At 69.3% G+C, this 22181-nt stretch carries 20 protein-coding genes, 2 tRNA genes, 1 other RNA gene and 1 pseudogene; 9 read left to right on the top strand and 15 right to left on the bottom strand.

Annotated features, from left to right (window positions below; genetic code table 11):
• Positions 1-49 precede the first annotated feature (49 nt).
• Entirely contained in the window at positions 50-1297 is a 1248-nt protein-coding gene (locus NZH93_RS47005; protein ID WP_259629878.1) for a multidrug effflux MFS transporter, read from the top strand.
• Here the strand turns inward: NZH93_RS47005 and NZH93_RS47010 are convergent.
• From NZH93_RS47010 to NZH93_RS47020, 3 genes and pseudogenes are all read right to left on the bottom strand, one after another.
• Positions 1263-1595: a DPP IV N-terminal domain-containing protein gene (locus NZH93_RS47010; protein WP_259629879.1), complete on the bottom strand. Its 333-nt coding sequence runs from the start codon at positions 1593-1595 to the stop codon at positions 1263-1265. The two genes, NZH93_RS47005 and NZH93_RS47010, sit on opposite strands and share 35 nt — an antisense overlap.
• Positions 1596-1660: 65 nt before the next feature.
• Positions 1661-2968 (bottom strand): annotated as a pseudogene (locus NZH93_RS51370) (serine hydrolase domain-containing protein); the annotation flags it as partial.
• Positions 2968-3147, bottom strand: coding sequence for a serine hydrolase (locus NZH93_RS47020; protein ID WP_276025357.1), 180 nt, complete (start codon positions 3145-3147; stop codon positions 2968-2970). The gene NZH93_RS47020 and the pseudogene NZH93_RS51370, both read right to left, overlap by 1 nt.
• Here NZH93_RS47020 and NZH93_RS47025 point away from each other — a divergent pair.
• The gene (locus tag NZH93_RS47025) at positions 3115-3888 is read left to right on the top strand and encodes a PaaX family transcriptional regulator C-terminal domain-containing protein (RefSeq protein WP_259629881.1); all 774 of its coding nucleotides are present in this window, start codon (positions 3115-3117) and stop codon (positions 3886-3888) included. The genes NZH93_RS47020 and NZH93_RS47025 overlap by 33 nt on opposite strands.
• A 217-nt stretch (positions 3889-4105) precedes the next feature.
• Here the strand turns inward: NZH93_RS47025 and ssrA are convergent.
• Positions 4106-4479, bottom strand: a transfer-messenger RNA (tmRNA) gene (gene ssrA / locus NZH93_RS47030).
• A 172-nt stretch (positions 4480-4651) separates the two neighbouring features.
• Here ssrA and NZH93_RS47035 point away from each other — a divergent pair.
• Entirely contained in the window at positions 4652-5905 is a 1254-nt protein-coding gene (locus NZH93_RS47035) for a sensor histidine kinase (RefSeq protein ID WP_259629882.1), read from the top strand.
• A complete protein-coding gene (locus NZH93_RS47040; RefSeq protein WP_259629883.1) occupies positions 5893-6537 on the top strand; it encodes a response regulator transcription factor in 645 nt (214 codons plus the stop codon). The genes NZH93_RS47035 and NZH93_RS47040 overlap by 13 nt, the downstream gene beginning before the upstream one ends.
• On the opposite strand, the gene NZH93_RS47045 is transcribed toward NZH93_RS47040, so the two are convergent.
• The 6 genes from NZH93_RS47045 to NZH93_RS47070 all read right to left on the bottom strand — a co-directional run bounded on the left by NZH93_RS47045 (position 6519) and on the right by NZH93_RS47070 (position 11317).
• On the bottom strand, positions 6519-7427 hold the full coding sequence (locus NZH93_RS47045; protein ID WP_259629918.1) for an amidohydrolase family protein: 909 nt from the start codon (positions 7425-7427) through the stop codon (positions 6519-6521). The genes NZH93_RS47040 and NZH93_RS47045 overlap by 19 nt on opposite strands.
• On the bottom strand, positions 7424-7909 hold the full coding sequence (smpB, locus tag NZH93_RS47050) for an SsrA-binding protein SmpB (RefSeq protein ID WP_259629884.1): 486 nt from the start codon (positions 7907-7909) through the stop codon (positions 7424-7426). The genes NZH93_RS47045 and smpB overlap by 4 nt, the downstream gene beginning before the upstream one ends.
• 29 nt (positions 7910-7938) lie before the next feature.
• Entirely contained in the window at positions 7939-8841 is a 903-nt protein-coding gene (gene ftsX, locus NZH93_RS47055) for a permease-like cell division protein FtsX (protein WP_259629885.1), read from the bottom strand.
• A 42-nt stretch (positions 8842-8883) separates the two neighbouring features.
• Positions 8884-9573: a cell division ATP-binding protein FtsE gene (ftsE, locus tag NZH93_RS47060; RefSeq protein WP_259629886.1), complete on the bottom strand. Its 690-nt coding sequence runs from the start codon at positions 9571-9573 to the stop codon at positions 8884-8886.
• Between the two features lie 79 nt (positions 9574-9652).
• Positions 9653-10756 (bottom strand): peptide chain release factor 2, encoded by a 1104-nt coding sequence (gene prfB, locus NZH93_RS47065; protein ID WP_259629887.1) that lies wholly within the window; start codon positions 10754-10756, stop codon positions 9653-9655.
• Between the two features lie 60 nt (positions 10757-10816).
• Positions 10817-11317, bottom strand: coding sequence for a PadR family transcriptional regulator (locus NZH93_RS47070; RefSeq protein ID WP_259629888.1), 501 nt, complete (start codon positions 11315-11317; stop codon positions 10817-10819).
• A gap of 415 nt (positions 11318-11732) precedes the next feature.
• Here NZH93_RS47070 and NZH93_RS47075 point away from each other — a divergent pair, with 415 nt between their 5' ends.
• Entirely contained in the window at positions 11733-11945 is a 213-nt protein-coding gene (locus NZH93_RS47075; RefSeq protein WP_259629889.1) for a hypothetical protein, read from the top strand.
• A 974-nt stretch (positions 11946-12919) separates the two neighbouring features.
• On the opposite strand, the gene NZH93_RS47080 is transcribed toward NZH93_RS47075, so the two are convergent.
• The 3 genes from NZH93_RS47080 to NZH93_RS47090 form a co-directional block, all read right to left on the bottom strand.
• Positions 12920-12993: transfer RNA gene (locus NZH93_RS47080), tRNA-Met, on the bottom strand.
• Positions 12994-13222: 229 nt separating this feature from the next.
• A tRNA-Met gene (locus NZH93_RS47085) sits at positions 13223-13296 on the bottom strand.
• A 101-nt stretch (positions 13297-13397) separates the two neighbouring features.
• Positions 13398-16400 (bottom strand): UPF0182 family protein, encoded by a 3003-nt coding sequence (locus NZH93_RS47090; protein WP_259629890.1) that lies wholly within the window; start codon positions 16398-16400, stop codon positions 13398-13400.
• 172 nt (positions 16401-16572) lie between these two features.
• Here NZH93_RS47090 and NZH93_RS47095 point away from each other — a divergent pair, with 172 nt between their 5' ends.
• Positions 16573-17106: a PPA1309 family protein gene (locus NZH93_RS47095; protein ID WP_372507026.1), complete on the top strand. Its 534-nt coding sequence runs from the start codon at positions 16573-16575 to the stop codon at positions 17104-17106.
• A gap of 59 nt (positions 17107-17165) precedes the next feature.
• Here the strand turns inward: NZH93_RS47095 and NZH93_RS47100 are convergent, their stop codons facing one another.
• Positions 17166-18293, bottom strand: coding sequence for a YlbL family protein (locus tag NZH93_RS47100; RefSeq protein ID WP_259629892.1), 1128 nt, complete (start codon positions 18291-18293; stop codon positions 17166-17168).
• Between the two features lie 102 nt (positions 18294-18395).
• Between NZH93_RS47100 and NZH93_RS47105 the strand changes: the two genes are divergently transcribed.
• A complete protein-coding gene (locus tag NZH93_RS47105) occupies positions 18396-19727 on the top strand; it encodes a zinc-dependent metalloprotease (RefSeq protein WP_259629893.1) in 1332 nt (443 codons plus the stop codon).
• A gap of 272 nt (positions 19728-19999) precedes the next feature.
• Here the strand turns inward: NZH93_RS47105 and NZH93_RS47110 are convergent, their stop codons facing one another.
• A complete protein-coding gene (locus NZH93_RS47110) occupies positions 20000-20542 on the bottom strand; it encodes a M48 metallopeptidase family protein (RefSeq protein ID WP_259629894.1) in 543 nt (180 codons plus the stop codon).
• Between the two features lie 236 nt (positions 20543-20778).
• Between NZH93_RS47110 and NZH93_RS47115 the strand changes: the two genes are divergently transcribed.
• Together NZH93_RS47115 and NZH93_RS47120 are read left to right on the top strand one after the other, a co-directional pair.
• Positions 20779-20934, top strand: a complete 156-nt coding sequence (locus NZH93_RS47115) for a DUF5679 domain-containing protein (protein WP_170156312.1) — start codon at positions 20779-20781, stop codon at positions 20932-20934.
• Positions 20935-21081: 147 nt separating this feature from the next.
• Positions 21082-22140, top strand: coding sequence for a thiamine biosynthesis protein ThiF (locus NZH93_RS47120; protein WP_259629895.1), 1059 nt, complete (start codon positions 21082-21084; stop codon positions 22138-22140).
• The last annotated feature ends 41 nt before the right edge of the window (positions 22141-22181 follow it).

A 22181-nucleotide genomic window follows, 5' to 3' on the forward strand; every position in this document is an offset into this window, starting at 1 on the left:
CGGTGGCGTTGCTCCAAGCGACGCCACCGCACACTTCGCCGGGGAGAAGATGACGCCCACCGAGGCAGGCCCGACCAGACTGAAGCTAGTGGGGCTACTGGGGGCCCTCTGCACCCTGGGCCCGATGTCGATCGACATGTACCTACCAGCGTTCCCCAGCATGGCCACCGAACTGGAAGCGGCGGCCCCGCAGATCCAGCTCAGCCTCACCACGTTCATCATCGGCCTGGCACTGGGCCAACTGCTGGCGGGCCCGATCTCGGACGCCATCGGCCGCCGGAAACCGCTGCTGGTAGGCCTGGCCGCCTACATCACGTTCTCCCTGCTCTGCGCCATCGCCCCCACGGCGCTGGCGCTGGCGGGCCTGCGCTTCATCCAGGCCCTGGGCGTGGCGGCGGGTTTCGTCGTGGCCACGGCCGTCGCCAGGGACCTCTTCTCCGGTCTCGCCATGGCCAAGTTCATGAGCCTGCTCATGCTGGTCAACGGCCTGGGCCCGGTGATCGCGCCGGTGCTCGGCGGCCAGGTGCTCCGCCTCACGAGCTGGCGGGGCACCTTCCTGGTCCTCGCCATCATCGGCGCGATCCTGCTGACCATCCTCGCCTTCGCCCTACCGGAAACCCACAAACCCGAGAACCGGGTCCCCGCCAACCTCAGGGGCACCCTCAGGACCTTCGGCAAACTCCTCAGGGACCGCTACTTCCTCGGCTACGCCCTGGCGGCCTCGTTCGCCCTCGGCAGCCTCTTCGCCTACGTCTCGGGCGCCAGCTTCGTACTCCAGAAGGTCTTCGGCCTGAGCCCCCAGCAGTTCAGCCTCGTCTTCGGCGTCAACTCACTGGGCATCCTCCTGGCAGGCCTGCTCAACACCTGGCTAACGGGCAAGCTCATGCCCAGGACGCTCCTCAAGGCAGGCCTGGGCATGGCCACCACGGGCGGCGCCGGCCTGCTGGCCGCGGGCGTGCTGGGCGGCGGCCTGCTCACCTTCCTGCCTGCGCTCTTCCTGCTGACCACCAGCGTCGGCGTCCTGCTCCCCAACGCCGCCAGCCTCGCCATGAACCGCCACCCGGAAGCGGCGGGCAGCGCCTCGGCCCTGCTGGGCGTCCTGCAATTCCTCGCGGGCGGCCTCATCGCCCCGGTGGTGGGCGCGGCGGGCACGGAGAGCGTCCTCCCGATGGCGGCCGTCATGGCAGGCCTCACCATCGCGGCGACCCTCGCCTTCACCCTCTTGACCAGAGGCGACAAGGGCATCACCAGGGAACCGGACGCTATCCCGCGACCAGCGGAGGCCGCCGCCCACTAGCCGAACGGTGGAGGACGCCGTAGACCGGGGTGGTCCCGTCGGCGGCGAGCGCCCGAAAGCGCTCCGGTGGTGTCCAGCCCGTGGCCAGCAACGCCGTCGGGTCGGCCCGTTCCAGCGGCAGCACCTCGCCGGTGTCGAGGCCGCGCAGGACCGAGACGGACGGGGTGGCCAGGTCGGAGGCGACGTCGACGGCGTACCGCCCGGACGGGGACGCCGCGAGGTCGTGCTCGAGGTCGTCGTCGGTGACCCGCCGGAGGTCCCCGCCGTCGAGGCCGACCCGGTAGACCTGCCGGTGCACACCTCGGGGTCGTTCACCATCGCGTACCGGAAGGAGCGCAGCTCAGGTCGACCGCCGTCCGGCGGGGCGGCGCGAACCAGGTGCATCAGACCCAGTCCGCGCTGGTCGATGCGGTGGGTGAGCAGGCGGGTGGAGTCCGGTGACCAGACGGCCAGCGGCGGCGGGGAGATGCCGAAGGTGGCCAGCAGCGCGGTGCTGTCGTTCGCGTCGGGCGTGCGCGCGTAGGGCTGGTCCTCGGTGCCGTCGGAGGTGAGCTGCCGTTCCAGGCCCGTCGCCGCCTCCCGGACCCACAGGTCGTGCCCGCGCCGGAAGGCCAGGTGCTTGCCGTCGGGCGAGGGGAGCTCGTGCGGTGCGTGGTCCGGGGTGGGGTCCGGGACGGGGGTCCTGGTCCACGCCGCGCAGTCGACCTCGTAGCTCTCCGTGCCGTTCTCGCCGAGGACCGCGTACTGGAAGGCGTCGGCTGTCCCGAGCCGGCGGGGACGAACACGGGACCGGGTGACCAGTTCCCTCGTCCGGGCGGGCAACAGGCGTTCCGCGACTGCGTAGCGTGCGGCGAGGTTGGTCACCTCCAGCCGGACCCCGCTCATCTCGCAGGCCCCGACGAGCCGGGCGGCGTCGTGGACCGGTGAGCAGACCGGTGCCGGAGCTCGCGGGGTGATCCCCGCCAGGCTCCCGAACAGCTCGCGGAAGACCTCGTCGGCGAAGGGGTAGCCGAGGGAGGGGCAGTTCACCGTGGTCGCGACGGCGAGGTCGTGCTCCGGCGCCCACAGCAGGTAGGAGGATCCGGCGACGTTCGTGCCCGAGTGCCCGACCAGGGTGCCGCCGTCCCAGGAGCGTCCGCAGGGGCCGAGCCCCCACCAGTCCGCCACCAGCGTCGGCGGCACCGCCACCTGCGGGGTCACCATCCGGTCGACCGAGGAGGCGGCCAGGATCTTCGCACCGGTGAGCGCGGTGCCCCGGCTGAGGAAGACCGCGGCGAACCGGGCCAGGTCACCCGCGCTCTGGCACAGCGTGCCGCCCGCCGGTCCCATCGAGCGCGTGAGCGACCAGTGCCGCAGCACGCGCGGGTCCGCCCCGCCCACGTGCCCCAGCGCGTGCCGCCTCCAGATCGCCTCCTCGGCGGTGGTGGCGGAGTTGACCAGGCCGGCGGGTTCGAGCAGCCGCTCCCGCAGCACCCGGTCCCATGGCAACCCGGTGACGTGCTCGACGAGCCTGCCGGAGATGGTCGTCGAGGCGTTGGAGTAGCCGAAGCCCCGGCCCGGCTGGAACGACAGCGGCACGTCGGCCAGCGCCTCGACGTAGCGGGTCACCGCGTCCGCTCCCGCGCCGTGGTCGGTGTACGGACCGTTGTCGATGCCGCTGGACATGCTCATCAGGTGCCGGGGCGTGACGGTGCGGGTGGCGTGACGGTGCGGGTGGCGTGCGCGTCGGGGAGCCGGAAGCCGGGCAGTTGCTCGCCGACCGGCTCGTCCAGCCCGATGCGGCCCTCCTCGACCAACCGCATCACCAGGACAGCGGTGTGCACCTTGGTCGTGGAGCCGATCTGGAACAGCGTGTCCGGGGTGACGGGGACCCCTGGCTGCCGACGGCGGTCTGGGTGCGGCTGCTGGCGTCCCTCGGTCTGCCCGCCGCGACCGCGCGGACCTCACTGCACCGGATGGACAAGGGCGGCTACCTCGACCGGGCGGCACGGGACGGCGTGTCCGGGTACGCCATGAGCGGGGCCTGGCACCGGTTCGTCGCGGCGGGCGAACCCGGCTGGGCGGACCGGGTCGACGAGCAGACCCGTTGGCTACTGGTGCTCTTCAGCGTCCCCGAGGCCCGGCGAGACCTCCGGCACGCGCTGCGCGCGCTGCCGGAGCGCTCCGGTCTCACCCCGATGGGCAACGGGACGTGGCTGGGCCCCGAGGTGCTCGCCCCCGAGGTGGAGCGAGTGCTGCGGGAGTCCGAACTGAGCGGCTACGCGGACCTGTTCCTCGCCGAACACCAGGGCTTCGGACCGGGCCTCGCCGAACGGTGCTGGAACCTCGACGAAGCCGCGCGCGAAGCGGGCGACTTCGTCCGGGCAGTACACGAGGCAGCGAACCGCCACTCGGCCGAGCACGCCTTCCTGGACGTGGTGACCCTGCACAACGCCTGGCGAAGGCTGCAACCACGCATCCCGCCGCTGCCATCCAGGATGTTCCCCCCGAACAGCGGTTCCTGGGTCAAAGCCGAAACGGCGCTAAAAGACCTGCTCACCACCCGACTACCCGCCGCACGAACCTGGGTAGACACACTGCGCGCACAGTAAGTACCTCTAACCAGCCACAAGGCCACAAGATCAGCAACCCGCACCCATCGACACCCACGCCCACCCGCAGGCGGCCGACCAAACCCGCACCCATCGGCAGCCACGCCGGGGGGTGCAGGGGGCGAAGCCCGCCCTGCCTCGGGGTCCGGGGCGGGAGCCCCGGTGTGATGACCGAAAAGAGCCATGCCCGCGTCCTCCGCGGGCATGGCTCTAGGACGAATGGAGGTGCCGGGAATCGAACCCGGGTCCTCTGCCGGCTCATCAGGGCTTCTCCGTGCGCAGTCAACTACGTCTCTACTCGGCCCGACCGATCACGTTGACAAGTTCGGTCTGACAGGCCCAGACACTGTGGGATTCCCAACCAGTTCCCGTGCCCGGAACTGGAGGTGAGCCTCCTAGCTGATGCCGGGATCCGGAACGGAGGCGCTTCCGGGCCGACAGCGTTTTCCCTAGCCTCAGGCGGCGAGGGCGAACGCGCGCTGGTCGTTAGACTTGGCGCTTATAGGTTTGCGATGACGCTTGCGGTGGTCTCTCGCCTGCACCGGCACGCTTCCCCTGAATCAACGAACAAAGTCGAAACCGTTCACCCCCGTCGGGTGTTGCTGATGTTGCTCCGCACAGCATAACGCCCCCGCGCCCGAGTCTCATCCCAATAGGCTTGGTAGGGCTGGCCCCACCCCCGGCACGCTGGTCTACCTGATGGTTCGGGGGACCCGCTCCGGTGATGCTGGTCTGGCACACCGAGACGGACCTAGGCGGGGACATGACGACGCGAGCACTTTCGAAGATTGCCAGGACCAGCGTGTTCCTGCTGCTCAACTTCTTCCTCAGCACGCTGTGGTTCGTGCTCCTCGTCAGCCTGTTCTCCACCAGCATCGGGTTGGCGGTCGTCTGGGTCGGGGTGCCGCTGCTGGCGGTGACACTGCTGGTGGCGCGCGGGGCGTCGACGTTGGAGCGGGCTTGGACGCGGACGATGCTGGACGTCCACATCCCGAGCCCGTACCGGCCGCTGCCGGAGGAGGGCGGGCTGCTGCCGCGGATGAAGGGGATCCTCACCGATCCGGCGAGCTGGCGGGACTTCGGCTACTGGATGCTGATGTTCCCGGTGAGCATCGTCGAGTTCGTCGCGGTGGTCGTGTTCTGGCCGGTGGTGATCAGCCTGGTCGCGTACCCGCTCTACCTGGGCAACCTGCCGTCGTACTTCGTCGTGGACCTGCCGACCGGCGGCGAGTGGGCGATCAACTCGTTCACCAACGCGCTGCCCGTGACGGTGCTGGGCCTGCTGCTGGGCCTGCTCACGGTGCCGCTGCTCCGGGGTATGGGCCACCTGCACGGGCTGCTGGCGTCGTCGATCCTCGGCCCGTCCCGCACGGCCGTGCTGTCCGCCGAGACGAAGCGGCTGGCGGCAAGCCGGGCACGCGGCGTCGACTCGGCGGAGGCGGAGCGGCGGCGCATCGAACGGGACCTGCACGACGGCGCGCAGCAGCGGCTGGTCTCGGTGGCGATGACGCTGGGCCGGGCGAAGACGAAGATGGAGTCGGACCCGGACGCCGCCCGCGAGCTGATCGCCGAGGCGCACGTGGACGCGAAGCTCGCCATCTCCGAGCTGCGCGACCTGGCCCGCGGCATCTACCCGTCCGTGCTGGGCGACCGCGGGCTGGACCCGGCGCTGTCGTCGCTGGTCTCGAAGTGCCCGATCCCGGTCGACCTGAGCGTGGACGTGGAGCCCCGGCCGCCGACGGCGGTGGAGAGCGCGGCCTACTTCACGGTCGCCGAGACGTTGACGAACATCGCCAAGCACGCGGGTGCGACGCGCGCCCAGGTGAAGGTGTTCCGGACCGACCACTCGGTGGTCGTGGAGGTCACGGACGACGGCAAGGGCGGTGCCGAGGTGCGTCCGGGTGGAGGCCTCGCGGGGCTCGCGGACCGTGCTGCGACCATTGACGGCGTGGTCGTCGTGGTCAGCCCCATCGGTGGGCCGACAGTGATCCGGACGGAGCTGCCGTGCGCGTGGTGATCGCGGAGGACTCGGTCCTCCTGCGGGTGGGGGTCCAGCGGTTGCTGGCCGACGAGGGCATCGAGACGGTGGCCGCCGTCGACGACGGTGTGGCGCTGCTCAAGGCCGTCGAGGAGCACCGGCCGGACCTGGCGCTGGTGGACGTGCGGATGCCCCCGACGTTCACCGACGAGGGGCTGCGGGCGGCGATCGAGGCCCGCAAGCGCATCCCGAACCTGCCGGTGCTGGTGCTCTCGCAGTACGTGGAGGAGCGCTACGCGGTCGAACTGCTGGCCGGTGGCGCGAGCGGCGTCGGGTACCTGCTCAAGGAGCGGGTGGCCGACGTCGCCGAGTTCGTCGCGGCCGTGCGCCGGGTCGCGGGCGGCGGCACGAGCATCGACCACGAGGTCATCACGCAGCTCATGGCGCGCAGCAAGCGCAACCCGGTCGACAACCTGACCGCGCGGGAGCGCGAGGTGCTCGGGCTGATGGCCGAGGGCCTGTCGAACGCGGCCATCGCGGCGTCGCTGGTGGTGTCCGACGGGGCCGTCGAGAAGCACGTGGGCAACATCTTCGCGAAGCTCGGGCTGGAGCCCAGCACGTCCGAGCACCGCCGCGTCCGGGCCGTGCTCGCCTACCTCGACGTCGGGTAGCCCAGGAGGCGCGCGGGGTTGTCGTGCAGCACCGCGCGGAGGAACGGCGTCCCGAGGCGGTCGTCTGCGGCCGCCCAGCCCGCGATGGCCCGCAACTGCTCCGCGTAGGAGTACGGGATGTTGGGGAAGTCCGTGCCGAGCACGACCCGGTCCGGCACGTCCGCGATCCGCGCCGCCCAGTCCGCGGGCAGCGGCTGGGTCCGCTCGGTGAACGGCACCCCCACCATCGTGGTGTCCAGGTGCACGTTCGGGTACTCGGCCACGAGGTCCAGTGCCGCGCCGTAGTCCGGCATCCCCGCGTGCGCGATCACGGCCGTGAGCCGCGGGTGCCTGCGCAGCACGGCCTCGTAGCGGTCCAGGCCCGTGTGCGCGCCGGGCACCGGTCCGTGGCCGCAGTGCACGACGGCGGGCACGCCCGCTTCGGCCAGCAGCCCCCACGCGGCGTCCAGCAGCGGGTCCGCGGGGTCGTACGCGCCCACCTGGACGTGCGCCTTGACGCACCGGGCGCCCGCGTCGAGCGCCTTGGCGAGGTAGACCTCCACGCCCGGTTCGGGGAACACGGTCGCGGTCGGCACGGCCCCCGGCGTGCGCCGCCCGAAGTCGACGGCCCACTCGGTGAGCCACTCCCCCATGCCGGGCTTGTGCGGGTACACCAGCGGGGCGAACCCGACCACGCCGAGCGCCCGCAGGCGGTCCAGGCGGTCCGGCTCGGGGAGGCGGTAGTGGATCGGCCACGGCGTGCCGTAGTGCGCGGCGGCGCGGTCGAAGAACGCCCACACCTTCGCGAGCACCCGTTCGGGCATGAAGTGCACGTGCAGGTCCACGAGACCGGGAAGTCCCAGGCCGGTGACCCAGCCCGGGACTCCCTCGTCGTTCTCGGGCCCGTTCAGTACCGGCCCCCGCGGCCCTTCAGCGCCCGGCCGTAGGCCTTCTGGATGTCGCGGTCGGCGTCGCGCTTGGCGATGTCCTGGCGCTTGTCGTAGGCCTTCTTGCCCTTCGCCAGCGCCAGCTCGACCTTGACGTACCCGTCGCTGAAGTACATCGACAGCGGGATCAGGCTCAGACCGCTCTCCTTGGTCTTGCCGATCAGCCGCTCGATCTCACCCTTGTGCAGCAGGAGCTTCCGCCTGCGCCGCACCTCGTGGTTGGTCCACGTCCCCGCCACGTACTCGGGGATGTGCAGCGCGTGCAACCAGATCTCGCCGTCGTCGACCTGGGCGAAGGCGTCCACAAGGGACGCTCGCCCGAGCCTGAGGCTCTTCACCTCGGTGCCGACGAGCACGACACCCGCTTCGAAGACGTCGAGGATGGTGTAGTCGTGCCGAGCCTTGCGGTTCGACGCGATCACCTTCCTGCCGCGTTCCTTGACCATGATGCGACTTTACGTGACCGGGCCAGCGGTTAAAGCCGGACGTACAGGCGCAGGGTGACGTAGCCGGTCAAGGCCGAGATCAGCACCGACACGCCGAACAGGATCGGCGCGATGATCAGCACGTCGAGCTGCCCGAGCGTCGGCAGGATGCCGGACGAGAACAGGTCCCCGAGCACCCTGTCCAGGATGAACGCCTTGAACAGGATCAGGCCCACGACCGAGACGACGGCGCCGATGATGCCCGCGACCACCGCCTCGATGAGGAACGGCAACTGCGTGTACCACCGCGTCGCGCCCACCAGGCGCATGATGCCGACCTCTGTCCGCCGCGTGTACGCGGAGACCTGGATCGTGTTCGAGATCAGCAGCAGGGCGGCCAGGGCTTGCAGCAGCGCCAGGAACAGCGCGCCGTCGCGAACGCCGTTGAGGACGTTGAACAGCCGGTCCAGGAACTTGCCCTGGTCGTCGACGCTCTTCACGCCCGCCTTGCCGGAGAACTCCCGCACGATCACGTCCGCGCGTTCCGGGTCTTCGAGCTTCACCCGGAACGTGGCCGGGATGGCCTCCGGACGGGCCAGCTTCACCAGTTCCGGCTGGGCCTCGAAGATCCGCTTGAAGCGCTCGAAGCCCTTCTCGCGGTTCTCGAAGACGACCGTCTCGACGCCGGACGTCGTCTGGAGCGAGGTGCGCAGACCGGAGCAGGGCTGACTGGAGCAGTCCTGGTCGTTCGCGCTGACGTCGTTGGTGAGCAGGACCGCTACTTCGAGCTTGCCCTGGTAGTTGGCCTGCATCTTGTCGACCATGCGGACGACGAGCAAACCACCACCGAGCAGGCCGAGCGAGATAGCGGTCGTGAGGATCATCGCGATGGTCATCGTGACGTTCCGGCGCAGGCCGGTGACGACCTCGCTGAACACGAAGCTGGTACGCATCGGGGGTGGCGTTCCTTGGGGTCGGGGAAAGGAGTGCGGGGGCTAGCGGCCTACGCCGTAGACGCCCCGCGCGTCGTCTCGGACGACACGACCGTTGTCGAGTTCGACGACGCGTCGCCGCATGGAGTCGACGATCCCGTGGTCGTGGGTGGCCATCACGACGGTCGTGCCGGTGCGGTTGATCCGCTCCAGCAGCAGCATGATGTCCTGGCTGGTGTCGGGGTCCAGGTTTCCGGTCGGCTCGTCGGCGATGAGCACGAGCGGGCGGTTCACGAACGCGCGCGCGATGGCCACGCGCTGCTGCTCACCACCGGACAACTCGTGCGGCAGGCGGTCGGCCTTGCCCTCCAGCCCGACGAGCTGGAGCACCTCGGGCACCACCTTCACGATGGTGTTCTTCGGCTTGCCGATGACCTCCAGCGCGAACGCGACGTTCTCCGCCACGGTCTTCTGGGCGAGCAGTCGGAAGTCCTGGAAGACGCAGCCGATGGACTGGCGCAGGCGGGGGACCCTGCGCCGGGACATCTTCGCGACGTCGAAGTTGGACACGTAGACGCGTCCCTTGCTCGGAACCTCTTCACGGAGCAGCAAGCGCAAGAACGTGGATTTTCCGGACCCTGAAGGTCCGATGAGGAACACGAACTCGCCCTTGTCCATCTCGACCGAGACATCGTCGAGTGCGGGGCGCGTGGAGGTCTTGTAGACCTTGGAAACGTGTTCGAGGCGAATCACGAGGGCGGAGTCTACTCGCGGGCCCGGTAAAGCCTTCGTCTCGCCCGCTGAAGTGCGGAGCGTGACGACTCGTCACCGGTCAGGACGACTGCTGCTGCTTGCGCCACCGGATGCCCGCCTCCAGGAAGTCGTCGATCTCCCCGTCGAGCACGGCGCCGGGGTTGCCGACCTCGTGCTCGGTCCGGAGGTCCTTGACCATCTGGTACGGGTGCAGCACGTACGAGCGCATCTGGTTGCCCCAGCTCGACCCGGTGTCCTTCAGCGCGTCCATCCGGTCCTTGTCCTCCTGGCGCTGCCGTTCGAGCAGCTTCGCCTGGAGGACGGCCATCGCGGTCGCCTTGTTCTGCAACTGCGAGCGCTCGTTCTGGCAGGACACGACGATCCCGGTCGGGATGTGCGTGAGGCGCACGGCGGAGTCCGTCGTGTTCACGCCCTGACCACCGGGACCGGACGACCGGTACACGTCGACGCGGAGGTCCTTCTCGTCGATCTCGACGTGGTCCGTCTGCTCGACCACGGGCACGACCTCGACGCCCGCGAACGACGTCTGGCGGCGACCCTGGTTGTCGAACGGGGAGATCCGCACGAGCCGGTGCGTGCCCTGCTCGACGGACAGCGTGCCGTAGGCGTACGGGGCCGTCACGCGGAACGTGGCGGACTTGATGCCCGCCTCCTCGGCGTAGGACGTGTCGAACACGTCGACGCCGTAGCCGTGGCGTTCGGCCCAGCGGGAGTACATGCGGAGCAGCATCTCGGCGAAGTCCGCCGCGTCGATGCCACCCGCCTCGGCACGCACGGTGATGAGCGCGTTGCGCTCGTCGTACTCGCCGGAGAGGAGCGTGCGGACTTCCAGGGAAGCGATTTCCTCGCGCAGCTTCGCCCGTTCGGCGTCGGCGTCGGCGATGCTGTCCGCGTCGTCCTCGGCCTCGGCGAGCTCGTACATGATGCCGAGGTCTTCGAGGCGGCTGCGCAGGTTCGTGATGCGGCGGAGCTCACCCTGCTTGTGCGACAGCTCGCTGGTGAGCTTCTGCGCCTTCTCCTGGTCGTTCCAGAGGTCCGGGAGAGCGGCCTGCTCCTCCAGATCGGCGACCTGGGCGCGCAACGTGTCGAGGTCCATCACCGCCTCGATGCTGCCGAGAGTCGCGGAGAGGTCCTTGATGTCTGCTTCGACGTCCGGGTTCACGACGAAAGATTACGCCGGCACCGGCCGCGATGAGCGACCGGTGGCCGGGTAACCGGGGCTTCAGGCCGTCGGAATGGCGTCCAGCAGCTTCAGGACGGCCTTCGCATGAGCGAGGCCGAACTCGGCCACCGCCTTCGCGTAGGGGTCCTCAGCCGTCTTCACGGCGGTCTTGGCGCTCTCCTGCTCGGCGCCGTACACCCCGCGGGCGGTGTCCACGAGGCCCGTCCGCTGCTTCGCCGTCAACGACCCGGCGTGCACCAGGCGGAGGATGAGCGGGCTGCGGAGGTGGTCAGGACCCGGCTCCGAGAGGAGCCAGTTCTTGAACGCCTTCTTGCCCGCCGCGGTCAGCACGTACTGCTGGCTGGAGCGCGGTCCCTGCTTGCCAAGCCGCAACAGACCCGCGTCGGCGAGCGCGGGCAGTTCGCGGTAGACCTGGCTGCGGGTGACGCTGAAAAACGCGCCGAAGCGCTCTCCGGCCTCGGCCACGAGCTGGCCACCGGTCTTGGGTCCGTCGTGCAGCAGCCCGAGCAGGGCCGCGGCGGTCGCATTGAGGTCCGACATAACACCAACGGTGCCACGATGTCGGACCGCTGTCCACAATGGTCAACCGTTCTGTCCACAGTGGCTGATCACGGGCTAGTGGAATTGGGCCATGCGGAGCAACGGAAAGCTTCATACGGTGACGACGCCCTGATCGACACCACGCTTTCGGCCGCTTGACCGCCCTCGTCCATCTCGCGTGGAAAACCCCTTGGGGCCAACGGAAGTCAGGCATGCGCACGACCGCCTCACTCGAACGGCAGCAAATGTGCGGTCCGATCTCACCCGCCGCAGCCGAACCGGGCGGAACCGGGGCTTGGACGTTCGCACAACAGGCTGGACTTCGCCTCGGAGCCTGGCGCGGGGCTCGAGGGCTGGAACGATCAGTCTTGGCGCGTGGCCTGGTCGGGGCTCGCCCTAGTCGGAGGTGCGGGAGATGGGCATCAAGTGGATGGACGGCAAGGTCGCTCGTGGCGCCAAGGTCGTTCGAGGCGCGCGGGCGTGGGCGAGCGGGACGATCCCCGAGCAGTCGGGGAAGGACGAGTGCATGGTGTGCGGCAAGCAGATCCGTCGCAGTCGGAACGTGAGCGGCGAAGGTCGGATCTGCTCGTTGGCGTGCAACCAGTACTGGGTGGAGAACATGAGCTGACGCGCTTTGAGTGTTGGTTCGGGGTTGGGTGTTGGGTTTGGTGCTGGAGGGGTCCGTCCTGGGTTGGGGTGGGCCTCTTCCGCATTTTTCGGGGTTGGGTTGGGGGGTTGGTCGGCGCGGCTGGCGGTTCCAGCGGAGTCGGTCGCGGGTGGGTGGCGGTTCCAGCGGGGTCGGGCAGGGTGGGTGGCGGTTCCAGCGTGGTGTGGCCGATTTGACTTGGGGCCCCTAGATTTGCCCCTTTGTCGGGCCTAAAACGGCAGGTCAGAGGCCGATGCCCGACTGAGTTTAAGGGGCAAATCCCCCAAGTAAAATCGGCCACGCTCTAGGGCCTCGTACCTACTTGGGTTGTGGGTCGCCACGCGACTCCCGCAGGTGGGTCCGTTCGAGTTGGGGCGGCGCGAGTGGAGGTGCGGGCTGCCGCGCGGTGCTGGGAGGCGATCCCGTGTCGGTCACGCCGCGAGATGGGCACAACCCACAGTCCAGTCAGCCAGTCCAGCCAGTCCCGGCGGCCAGTCCTGACAGCCAACCAGTCCAGCCAGCAGGTCCGGGCGGCCAGTCCAGTTAGTCAGCCCAAGCGACCAGTCCAGGCAGGCGGCCAGCCAGTCAGTCCAGTAGTCCAGTCCAGACAGCCACCCCAGACGGCCAGTCCAGCCAGCCAGTCGGCCACGCCAGGCGGCCAGCCAGCCCAAGCGGCCCGCAGCCAGCAGTCCAGTCGAGGCGGCCAGCCAGCCTGAACCAGCCAGTCCAGGCAGCCAGCCAGTCCAGTGAGTCGGCCCAAGCGGCCTGTCCAGGCGACCACCCCACCCAGCCAGTCCAAGCGGCCAGGCTCCGACCAGCCCTTGCCTTACCTGGCCTCTGGCCTCTGGCCCGACCAACTCTCACCCCTGCCCGGCTCGCAAGTCACACTTCCCCCGCGCCGCGACACAACAAAAGATCCCCGCCGACCCAAAGGCCGACGGGGATCTTCATATAAGTAGCGGGGACAGGATTTGAACCTGCGACCTCTGGGTTATGAGCCCAGCGAGCTACCGAGCTGCTCCACCCCGCGCCGCTTAACTTCATTTACTTGTTTCACTCTGTCCTGCTGAGAACAACTATACACCCTTCCGCACCCGCTTTTTACCACCCCCACCTACACCACGTTCCCGCAGCTCAGAGCACCGCAGCGCCCACCTGGCCCTCATCGGCCACACCAAGCCCCGCAGCCTCACCAGCAACTGGCGCAAAAGCAAAAGACCCCCGTACGACCGAAGTCGTACGGGGGTCTTTTGAACCAGTAGCGGGGACAGGATTTGAACCTGCGACCTCTGGGTTATGAGCCCAGCGAGCTACCGAGCTGCTCCACCCCGCGCCGTTGTTGCTGAGCAGAACTGTACGCGGTCCCTCCGGAAACATGCAAATCGGGTGGCCCCCAATGGTGGGGACCACCCGATTTCGCAGCTCAGGCGCTCGTCAGCCCGATGGTGTCGCGGTGGGTGCGACGACGGACGACGACGAAGGCGCCGATGAGGTGCCGGTGGCGCTGGCGGCCTCGAACCTCTTCGAGGCGTCGTCCAGGGCCTTGTAGGCGTTGCCCAGCGCGGCGAAGTCGCCGCTGGCCTGCGCGGCCCTGATGGCGGTGATGGCCGCCTGCATGTCCTTCACGGCCTGCGCCAGGTCGCCGCTCCCCTGTCCGTTGGTGGGAGGGGTGGTGGTCGTCGGTGACGTGGGTGTGGTCGACGGCTGGTTGGTGCCGCCTGGGACGTTCGGGACCTGGGTCGAGGCGCCGGTCAGCACCTGTTCCAGTGCCTCGGCCAGCGTCGGTGCGTACCCGACCTTGTCGCCGAAGCTCACGAGCACCTTCGACAACTGCGGGAACGACGTGTTCTGGCTCGCCCGTTCGATGTAGACGGGCTCCACGTACAGCAGGCCGCCGCCGACCGGCAGGGTCAGCAGGTTGCCGTAGACGACCTTCGTCTTCTGCTGCGTCAGCAGGTTCAGCTCCGAACTGACCGTCGCCGACGTCAGGAACTGGGTCTGGATCTGCTGCGGACCCTTGGCCTCGTTGTTCAACGTCAGGACGCTGATCTTCCCGTAGTTGTCCGGGTCGGATCTCGCCGTGACGTACGAGGCCATGAACTCCCGGTTCTGCCTCACCAGCGAACTGGTCAACTGGAAGCTGACCTTGTTCGGCTCGGTGGAGGTCGGGTCGCCCGCCACGACGTAGAACGGCGGTTGCTGGTCGCGCGGTTGCTGCGCGGCCTGCGCCTGCTGCTCCAGGGTCGTCGCGTTGTCGATCGTCGGGTCGGACGGGACGCCCCAGAACGAGACGCCGGAGAAGAACGAGCGCGGGTCGTCGACGTGGTACTTCGACAGCGTTTCGCGCTGGACCTTGAACAGGTCCTCCGGGTAGCGGAAGTGCTCGCGCAGCGACGCGGAGATCTCGCTGTTCGGCTTGACCGTGCCGGGGAACACGCCCATCCACGCCTTGAGGACCGGGTCCTGCTGGTCCATCTCGTAGAGGGTCACGGTGCCGTCGTAGGCGTCCACAGTGGCCTTGACGGAGTTGCGGATGTAGCTGATCTCGTCGTTCGGCAACTGCGCGACGCCGGGGAGCGAGTCGTTGGTGACCTCGCCGAGGGGGGTCTTCTTGGCGTACGGGTAGTTGTCGAGCGTGGTGTAGCCGTCGACGATCCAGGTGATCTTGCCGTCCACAATGGCCGGGTACGGGTCGCCGTCGACCGTCAGCCACGGGGCGACCTGCTCGACGCGGTCCCTGGGGTGCCGGTTGAAGATGATCTTCGACTCGTCCGTGATCGCCTGGTTGAACAGGATGTTCCGCTCGCCGTAGGCCGCGGCGAACACGAGCTTGTTGAACAGGCCGCCGATGCGCACGCCGCCGGAGCCGGTGTAGGTGTACGACGAGCTGTCGGTGTCGTACTCGCCGGGTGCGCCGGAGTCGCGGCCGCCGACGATCGCGTAGTCACCCGCGCTGCCGAGCTCGCCGTAGTACGTGCGCGGCTGCTCCACGCCGAAAGGACCGGGCTGGACCTTGCCGTCCGGCGCGACCTCGCTGGCCTGGAACACCGGGTAGCCACCGTTGCCGCCGTTGTCGGCGGGGGTGTTCACCTTGCTCGCCTCGGCGGCGACGAAACCGTTGCCGTGGGTGTAGATCAGGTGCTGGTTGATCCAGTCGCGCTGGCCCTGCGGGATGCCCGCGGTGTTCAGCTCGCGGACCGCGACGATGTAGTCCTGGAGCTGGTCGTCGATCTTGTACCGGTCGACGTCGAGCTTCTCCGGGAAGGCGTAGAACGGCCGCAACTGCTGGAACTGGGTGAAGGTCTTGGCCACCACGGCGGGGTCGAGCAACCGGATGTTGCCCAGCGTCGCCTGGTCCTTCTTCAGCTCGTCGAGGGACACGTTCTGCTTGCCCTCGTACGGTTTCGTCTCGACCTTGTCGTCGGTGAGCCCGAACGCCTCCTTGGTCGCGTTGATGTTGCGCTTGATCGACTCGGCTTCGCGCTCGATGGCGTTCGGCTTGACCGAGAACTGCTCCAGCACGGCGGGCCACGCGGCGCCAACGAGCACGCTGGACAGGATCAGCAGCACCGTCGCGATGGCGGGGAGCTGGACGTTGCGCAGCACCGCGCCGACGAAGAACGCGATGGCGCAGAACACCGCGATGCACAGCAGGATCAGCTTGGCGGGCAGCACCGCGTTGAGGTCGGTGTACGTCGCGCCGTTGAACTTGTCGTTGCGGTCCGAGAACAGCAACATGTACCGGTCGAAGAAGTACGCGACCGCCTTGAGCAGCACGAACACGCCCGCGACGATGGCGAGGTGCGCGCGCGACGGGCCGGAGAGCTGGCCGCCGCGGCCCGCGAGGCGGATGCCGCCGAACAGGTAGTGCGACACGACGGCGCCGACGAAGGACACCGCGGTGGCGATGAACAGCCACGACAGCAGCCACGTGTAGAACGGCAGCTTGAAGGCGTAGAAGCCGATGTCGTGACCGAACTGCGGGTCGGTCACGCCGAACGGGGTCGCGTTGAGGAAGAGCTGGAACTGCTGCCAGTCCGCCTGCGCCGACACCCCCGCGATCAGGCCGATCACGGCCGGGATGCCGATCGCGAACAGGCGCATGCGGCGCGACACGACGGCGCGGTAGCGCGCCACCGGGTCGTCCGGGCCCGTCACGGGCACGAACACCGGTCGGGTGCGGTACGCGATGATCAGGTTGATCGCGACGAGACCGCCCACGAGCAGCCCCACGCCGAGGAAGAGTCCGAGCCGGGTCAGCAGCACGGTGCTGTACACACCGCGGAACTGGACCTCGCCGAACCACAGCCAGTTGACGTAGGTGCCCAGCAGGCGTGATCCGGTGATCAGCCCGACCAGGATCACGCCGCCGATGATGAGCAGCAGCCTGCTTCGTCGGGACAGTTTGGGCAGTCCGACCGGGGGCCGTGTGGCCACGGTGCACCCTCCAGGTTCGCAGTGTGTCGATAGTCGGCTGGCCGACGTCTTCAATTAGTACGTTCTGTCCAACTCTACGGAGGCCGTGCCGAGTTCCCCGATCGGTTGTCCGTTTCGGCCCTGCCGGCGCTCCGAGGTGCTGTGGGATGCGACCATAACGACCGTGTCAGACATTCATTCGACGGAGAACTCGCCCGTGCTCCTCCGCGCCGTCGCGCGCGAGGTGGAGGAGTTCGTGGCCACGGCGGGGTGGGACCAGGGGCTTCAGCTCTTCGCGCTCGTGCCGACGGCCGAACTGCTCGCGCAGCAGCCCGAGCTGGCGGGCCAGCTCGACCCGGAGGCGTCGCCGCTGACCCCGATCGCGCAGGACGAGCTCCCCGACACGGACCTGGCCGAGGCCCTGCTGGGCATCGTGTGGCCGGACGTGGTCGTCGGATGCGCCCTGGCGCAGGAGATCCTGGTGCTGCCGCCGGAGGCCGAGGAGAAGCTGCGCGCCGAGGAACTCGGTGACGAGGAGGCCCGCGCGTTCGCCGCGGCCCACCCGCAGCGCCGCGAGGCCCGCCTGGTGGCGGCCGTGCTGCGCGACGGCACCGCCGCTTGCGTGCTGCACCTGCGCGGGAACACTGAGATGCCCGACGAGGTCGTGGAGCACCCGGAGCTGGCACCGAACCTGACCAACGCGCTGCTCGACACGTTCAAGCCCTAGTCGGGCGCTGTTCGCGACGGGCGAACGCCCGGCCGGGCGTGTCCGGGCCGGGCAAGGGGTCAGCAGCCGGGCGCGTCCTTGCCGGCGATGATCGCCTCGATGGACTGCACGGCTCCGGTCAGCGTCTCGACCCTGACCAGGCGCAGCCCCTCCGGGGCCTGCTGCTTGGCCTCGACGCAGTTGTCGGCGGGGACCAGGAAGGTCGTGGCGCCGCCCTCCTTCGCGGCGATCATCTTGAACGGGATGCCGCCGATGGGGCCGACCTCGCCGTTCTCGTTGATCTCGCCGGTGCCCGCGATGGACTGGCCGCCGTTCAGCTCACCGGGCGTCAGCTTGTCCACGATGGAGAGCGCGAACAGCAGGCCCGCGGACGGGCCGCCGACCTCGGGCACCCCGATCTTGATCTCGAACGGGGCGTCGGCGCGGTCGACCGCCAGCACGCCGAGGAAGCCGGTCTCGCGGCCGTCCGTGCGGCCGAGCGGCACCCGTGACGTCTGCTGCTTGCCCTCGCGGTCGTAGGTGATCTCGATCTCGTCGCCGGGCTTGGTGGTCTCCAGCGCGGCCTTCACGTCGTCCGCCACGGTGATCTGCTTGCCGTTGACGACGCGCAGCCGGTCGTTCGGCTGGAGCACGGCGTCGGCGGCGCTGCCCTTGGTGATCTCGGCGGCGAGCACCTTCACCGGGTAGCCGAGGTAGCGGAGGGCGGCGACCTCGGCGCTGGTCTGCGAGTCCTGGAACGCCTTCGTGTTCTGGTCGCGGACCTCGTCCTTGGAGACGCCGGGCTTGAAGAACTCCTCGCGCGGCGCCAGCGCGTACCGGCCGCTCACCCACAGGCCGAGCGCGCCGAACAGCGACAGCTCGTCGATCAGCGACACGGTCGTCATCGTGAGGTGGCCGCCGGTGGGGAACGTGTCCTGGCCTTCGATCGACACCACGTTCGCGCCGTCGACCTGGCCGAGCGTGTCGTAGGTCGGGCCGGGACCGAGCGCCACGTACGGCACCCGCGCGAACCCGCCCGCCAGGCCGAGGCCGATGACCACCAGGAAGCTCAGCACCAGCGTCCAGGTCCGACGGCTCAGGCCGGAGTCGTCCGACGGTGGCGGCACCGGGGGCGAGGCCGGGCCGATCGTCGTCCCACCGTCGCCCACGACGGTGTCCGTGGTCCCGCCCTCGCTGTGCTCGCTCACGGTTCGACAGAGTACGACCACCGCATGTGGATGACGTGACGTCCTCACGCTCGTCGCGAACCTGAGCCGCGCTCTCAGACGCGTCCGCGTAACGTTGTAGCCATGACTGACCTGCCGTTCGGGTTCGGGCCGTCGGACCCGGACGATGCCAACCGCAAGCCCTCCGACCAGGCCGGGCAGGGCAATCCCTTCGACTTCAACCAGCTCGGCGCGATGTTGAGCCAGCTCGGCGCGATGTTCAGCAACCAGAACTCGTCAGCCGGTCCGGTGAACTACGACCTGGCCAAGCAGATCGCCCTCCAGCAGCTCGCGGGCAAGGGCGGCACCGGCATCGGGTTCGCCCCCGACCAGGACAAGGCCGTCACCGACGCCGTGCACCTGGCCGAGATGTGGCTGGACCCGGCGACCTCGCTCCCGGCGGGCAGCCGCACGGTGCAGGGCTGGACCGCGCGGGACTGGGTGGAGCGCACGCTGCCGACGTGGCAGCGCCTGTGCGACCCGGTCGCCCAGCGCGTCTCCGGCGCGTGGGTCGACGCGATGCCCGCCGAGGCGAAGGAGGCGGCCGGTCCGCTCCTGTCCATGCTCGGCCAGATGGGCGGCATGGCGTTCGGCTCGCAGTTGGGCGGCGCACTGGCCCAGCTCGCCGACGAGGTCCTGACCTCCACCGACGTGGGCCTGCCGCTCGGCCCCGAGGGCGCGGCCGCGCTGCTCCCGGCGAACATCGAGAAGTTCACCGAGGGCCTGGAGCGCCCGGCCAGCGAGGTCATGGTCTTCCTGGCCGCCCGCGAGGCCGCCCACCAGCGCCTGTTCACCCATGTCCCGTGGCTGCGCCAGCGCCTACTGGACACGGTCGAGGAGTTCGCCAAGGGCATCAAGGTCGACACCAGCGCCCTGGAGCAGATGGCGGGCCAGATCGACCCGTCGAACCCCGAGAGCATCGAAGAGGTCATGAAGTCGGGGATGCTGGAGCCCCAGACGACCCCCGAGCAGAAGGCCGCGCTGGCCCGCCTGGAAACCCTCCTGGCCCTGGTCGAGGGCTGGGTCGACGTGGTCGTCTTCGACGCCGTCGGCGAACGCCTCCCCGGCGCGGCGGCACTGCGCGAAACCCTCCGCAGGCGCCGCGCGAGCGGCGGCCCCGCCGAACAGACCTTCGCCACCCTCGTAGGCCTGGAACTCCGCCCCCGCCGCCTCCGCGCCGCCTCGGCGCTGTGGAAGCTGGTGGGCGACCAACACGGCCTGGAAGTCCGCGACAGCCTGTGGGAACACCCGGACCTCATCCCCAGCGCGGCCGACCTGGACGACCCGCTGGAATTCGCCGAACGCCTGGGCAAAACCCGCAAGGCCCTGGAAGACCCGATGGCCGAACTGGAACGCACCCTGGCAGAGGAGAAGAAGTCCGAGGAAAAGAACCCGGACGACACCCCAGAAGCCTAGACACGCAAAGCAAAAGGCCGCCACGACCACCGTGGCGGCCTTTTGCTTTCCCTTTCCTGAAAACCCGACCACCACGCAAGCCGAACCAGCCGGCAGCACCCACACCCCTGCCGCCACCCCGATCCCCAGCCGCTTCGTGCCTGACCAGCGCTTGTCAAGGCATCTTTCCCGCCTTGACAAGCGCTGGTCAGGCATCGAGATAATTGCCGGAGCGGGGTGACGCCACCCACTACACCCAACCCCTCCACACCCGAGTCCCCAACCCCCTCCCCCTAATCCTCCTCAATACCCAACCCGGCAGCCGCGGAAATACCCTCCAAATACCCCATGGCCCGCTCGGACTTCGGATACCGGTGCACCAGTTCCCAGAAGTCCTTCCCGTGGCCGGGCACCCTCAGGTGCGCCAACTCGTGCACGAGCACGTAGTCGAGCACCCAGGACGGCACGTCCCTCAACCGCTCACTGACCCGGATCGTCCCCTCGGCGGGTGTGCAGGACGCCCACCGCGTCCGCATCGGCGGCACCCACCGCACGCTCGTGGGCTCCGCGTCGTCGTCCAGGTACCGCTCCGCCAACTCCTCGCACCGCGCCAGCAGAGCGGCGTCCGACGTGCGAGCAGGTGACCGTCTGCGGGTCTCGCTGCGCTGGAGGCGGCTGAGCATCTCGGCCACCCAGTGCTCTTCCTCGCCCTTGCTCATCCGGGCCGGAAGCAGCACGACAACCTTGTCCCCCTCCCGGTACGCGCTGACCATGCGGCGCCGCCGCGCGCTGCGGCGGACCTCCACATGGGTTTTGGCTACCTGCGGTTCGGCCATGGTTCCCACGGTAAGGCCACCCACCGACAATTCGGGGCCACCAAGCGGCCGTGAGGGATGACACGGTCGGGGCAGATTCCTCCGAAAGGCGGCTGGACACGCGCTGGTGGACATGCAGGCATCAGCGCGCATCCGGAGGTAGCGTGCTGCGCAGGCCCCGAGTGCGGTGCAGGACGCCCCGCTCTCACGACGCTGTCGCCGCCCGGCGGACGTCAGCCAAAGCAAGGGAGGAACCCGTGGCCGAGACCTACAACGGCTACTGCGTGAAGTGTCGCGAGAAGCGCGACTTCTCTGGAGAGATCCACGAGAACAACAACCGCAGGATGGCTAAGGGCAAGTGCCCCACGTGCGGCACCACGGTCACCCGAATCCTGGGCAAGGCCAAGGTCTGACGAAACCTGCTGGTGGGCGGCCTGCGCGCCGTCCACCAGCACGTTCGTCGGCCTCTCGTCAACACCTGGTCTCACGCCCTGTGGACAACTCCGCGGCCTGTGGACAAGCGTTTTGCCCCTGTCGATTCCGGGAGCACGCTGATCCCCGTGAGCACCGAAACCCCTGACCGAGACCTCTCCAGCAGGCCCCGCGTCCTGCCCGGCCTGCCCGTGCTGCTGCGCCGCGAGGGCGAGGTCCAGATCGGCACCGATCCCCGCCACGCCATCGTCGTGGACGACCTGCCGCCCCCTTTCGTGGACGAGTTGATGGCTCTCGACGGCCGCTTCACCGTCGCTGAACTAGGTGAACGTCTGGCCGCGAAGGACGCCGATCCGGCCGAGTTCCTGGGTCTGCTCGACCAGCTCGCGGAGATCGGTCTGGTCGACGAGGCGGTGCCGGTCCCCGGTCGTCTGACGGCGGACACGACGAGCCGGGCGCTGCGCACCGGGCGGCCTGGCACGGGGATCGTCGCGGCCCGCGACAGGAGGGCCGTGGTGGTGCACGGCAACGGCCGGATCGCGGTCGCGGTGGCGTCGCTGCTCGCCGCCGCGGGCATCGGGCGGGTGCACGTCGTGGCCAGTGGCCGCGTCGGTCCGGAGGACACCGGGTCCGGGTACCTGGACATCGACGTCGGCCGCCCCCGGCGGGAAGCCGCGGTCGACGCGGTGGGCCGAGCGTCGGGCGACGTGCGCACGGGGTGGCTGACCAGCACCGGAGCCCCGGACATGGTGGTGCTGACGGACTCGCTCGTGCCCCCTCCGCAACTGCTGACCACGCTGATGCTCGAGGGCACCCAGCACCTGCTCGTCCGGGTGCGGGACGGCACGGGCGTCGTCGGCCCGCTGGTCGTGCCGGGTCGCACGAGCTGCGTCCGCTGCACCTACCTGCACCGGACGGACCGGGACGGCCGCTGGCCCGCGGTCGCGACCCAGCTCGCGGACAAGACGCAGCAGGCGGACGTGGCGTCGGCCGCGGTGTGCGCGGCACTCGCGGTCGGGCAGGTCCTCGCCGCGCTGGACCCCGTCGAGGTGGGCCTGAGCCCGCCGACGACGTGGAACGCGACCCTGGAGGCGAACCCGCAACTGGGAGTGGTCGAGCGCCTCGACTGCCCGCCGCACCCCACGTGTACCTGCGGCAGCGCGAGAGCCCTCTACTCCTCTGTGTAGGTTTCGTGGTGGACACGAGTTCCACTGCGACCGAGGCAAGG

It is taken from the genome of Umezawaea endophytica (assembly GCF_025061645.1).
In the GTDB taxonomy this organism is placed as follows: domain Bacteria; phylum Actinomycetota; class Actinomycetes; order Mycobacteriales; family Pseudonocardiaceae; genus Umezawaea; species Umezawaea endophytica.

What these genes read in the sequence shown, in the direction of transcription:
- NZH93_RS47110 (WP_259629894.1), bottom strand. Translation starts at nt 20,542, where the DNA reads ATGGCCGAACCGCAGGTAGCCAAAACCCATGTGGAGGTCCGCCGCAGC.
- NZH93_RS47070 (WP_259629888.1), bottom strand. Translation starts at nt 11,317, where the DNA reads ATGTCGGACCTCAATGCGACCGCCGCGGCCCTGCTCGGGCTGCTGCAC.
- ftsX (WP_259629885.1), bottom strand. Translation starts at nt 8,841, where the DNA reads ATGCGTACCAGCTTCGTGTTCAGCGAGGTCGTCACCGGCCTGCGCCGG.
- NZH93_RS47105 (WP_259629893.1), top strand. Translation starts at nt 18,396, where the DNA reads ATGACTGACCTGCCGTTCGGGTTCGGGCCGTCGGACCCGGACGATGCC.
- smpB (WP_259629884.1), bottom strand. Translation starts at nt 7,909, where the DNA reads ATGGTCAAGGAACGCGGCAGGAAGGTGATCGCGTCGAACCGCAAGGCT.
- NZH93_RS47075 (WP_259629889.1), top strand. Translation starts at nt 11,733, where the DNA reads ATGGGCATCAAGTGGATGGACGGCAAGGTCGCTCGTGGCGCCAAGGTC.
- NZH93_RS47035 (WP_259629882.1), top strand. Translation starts at nt 4,652, where the DNA reads ATGACGACGCGAGCACTTTCGAAGATTGCCAGGACCAGCGTGTTCCTG.
- NZH93_RS47005 (WP_259629878.1), top strand. Translation starts at nt 50, where the DNA reads ATGACGCCCACCGAGGCAGGCCCGACCAGACTGAAGCTAGTGGGGCTA.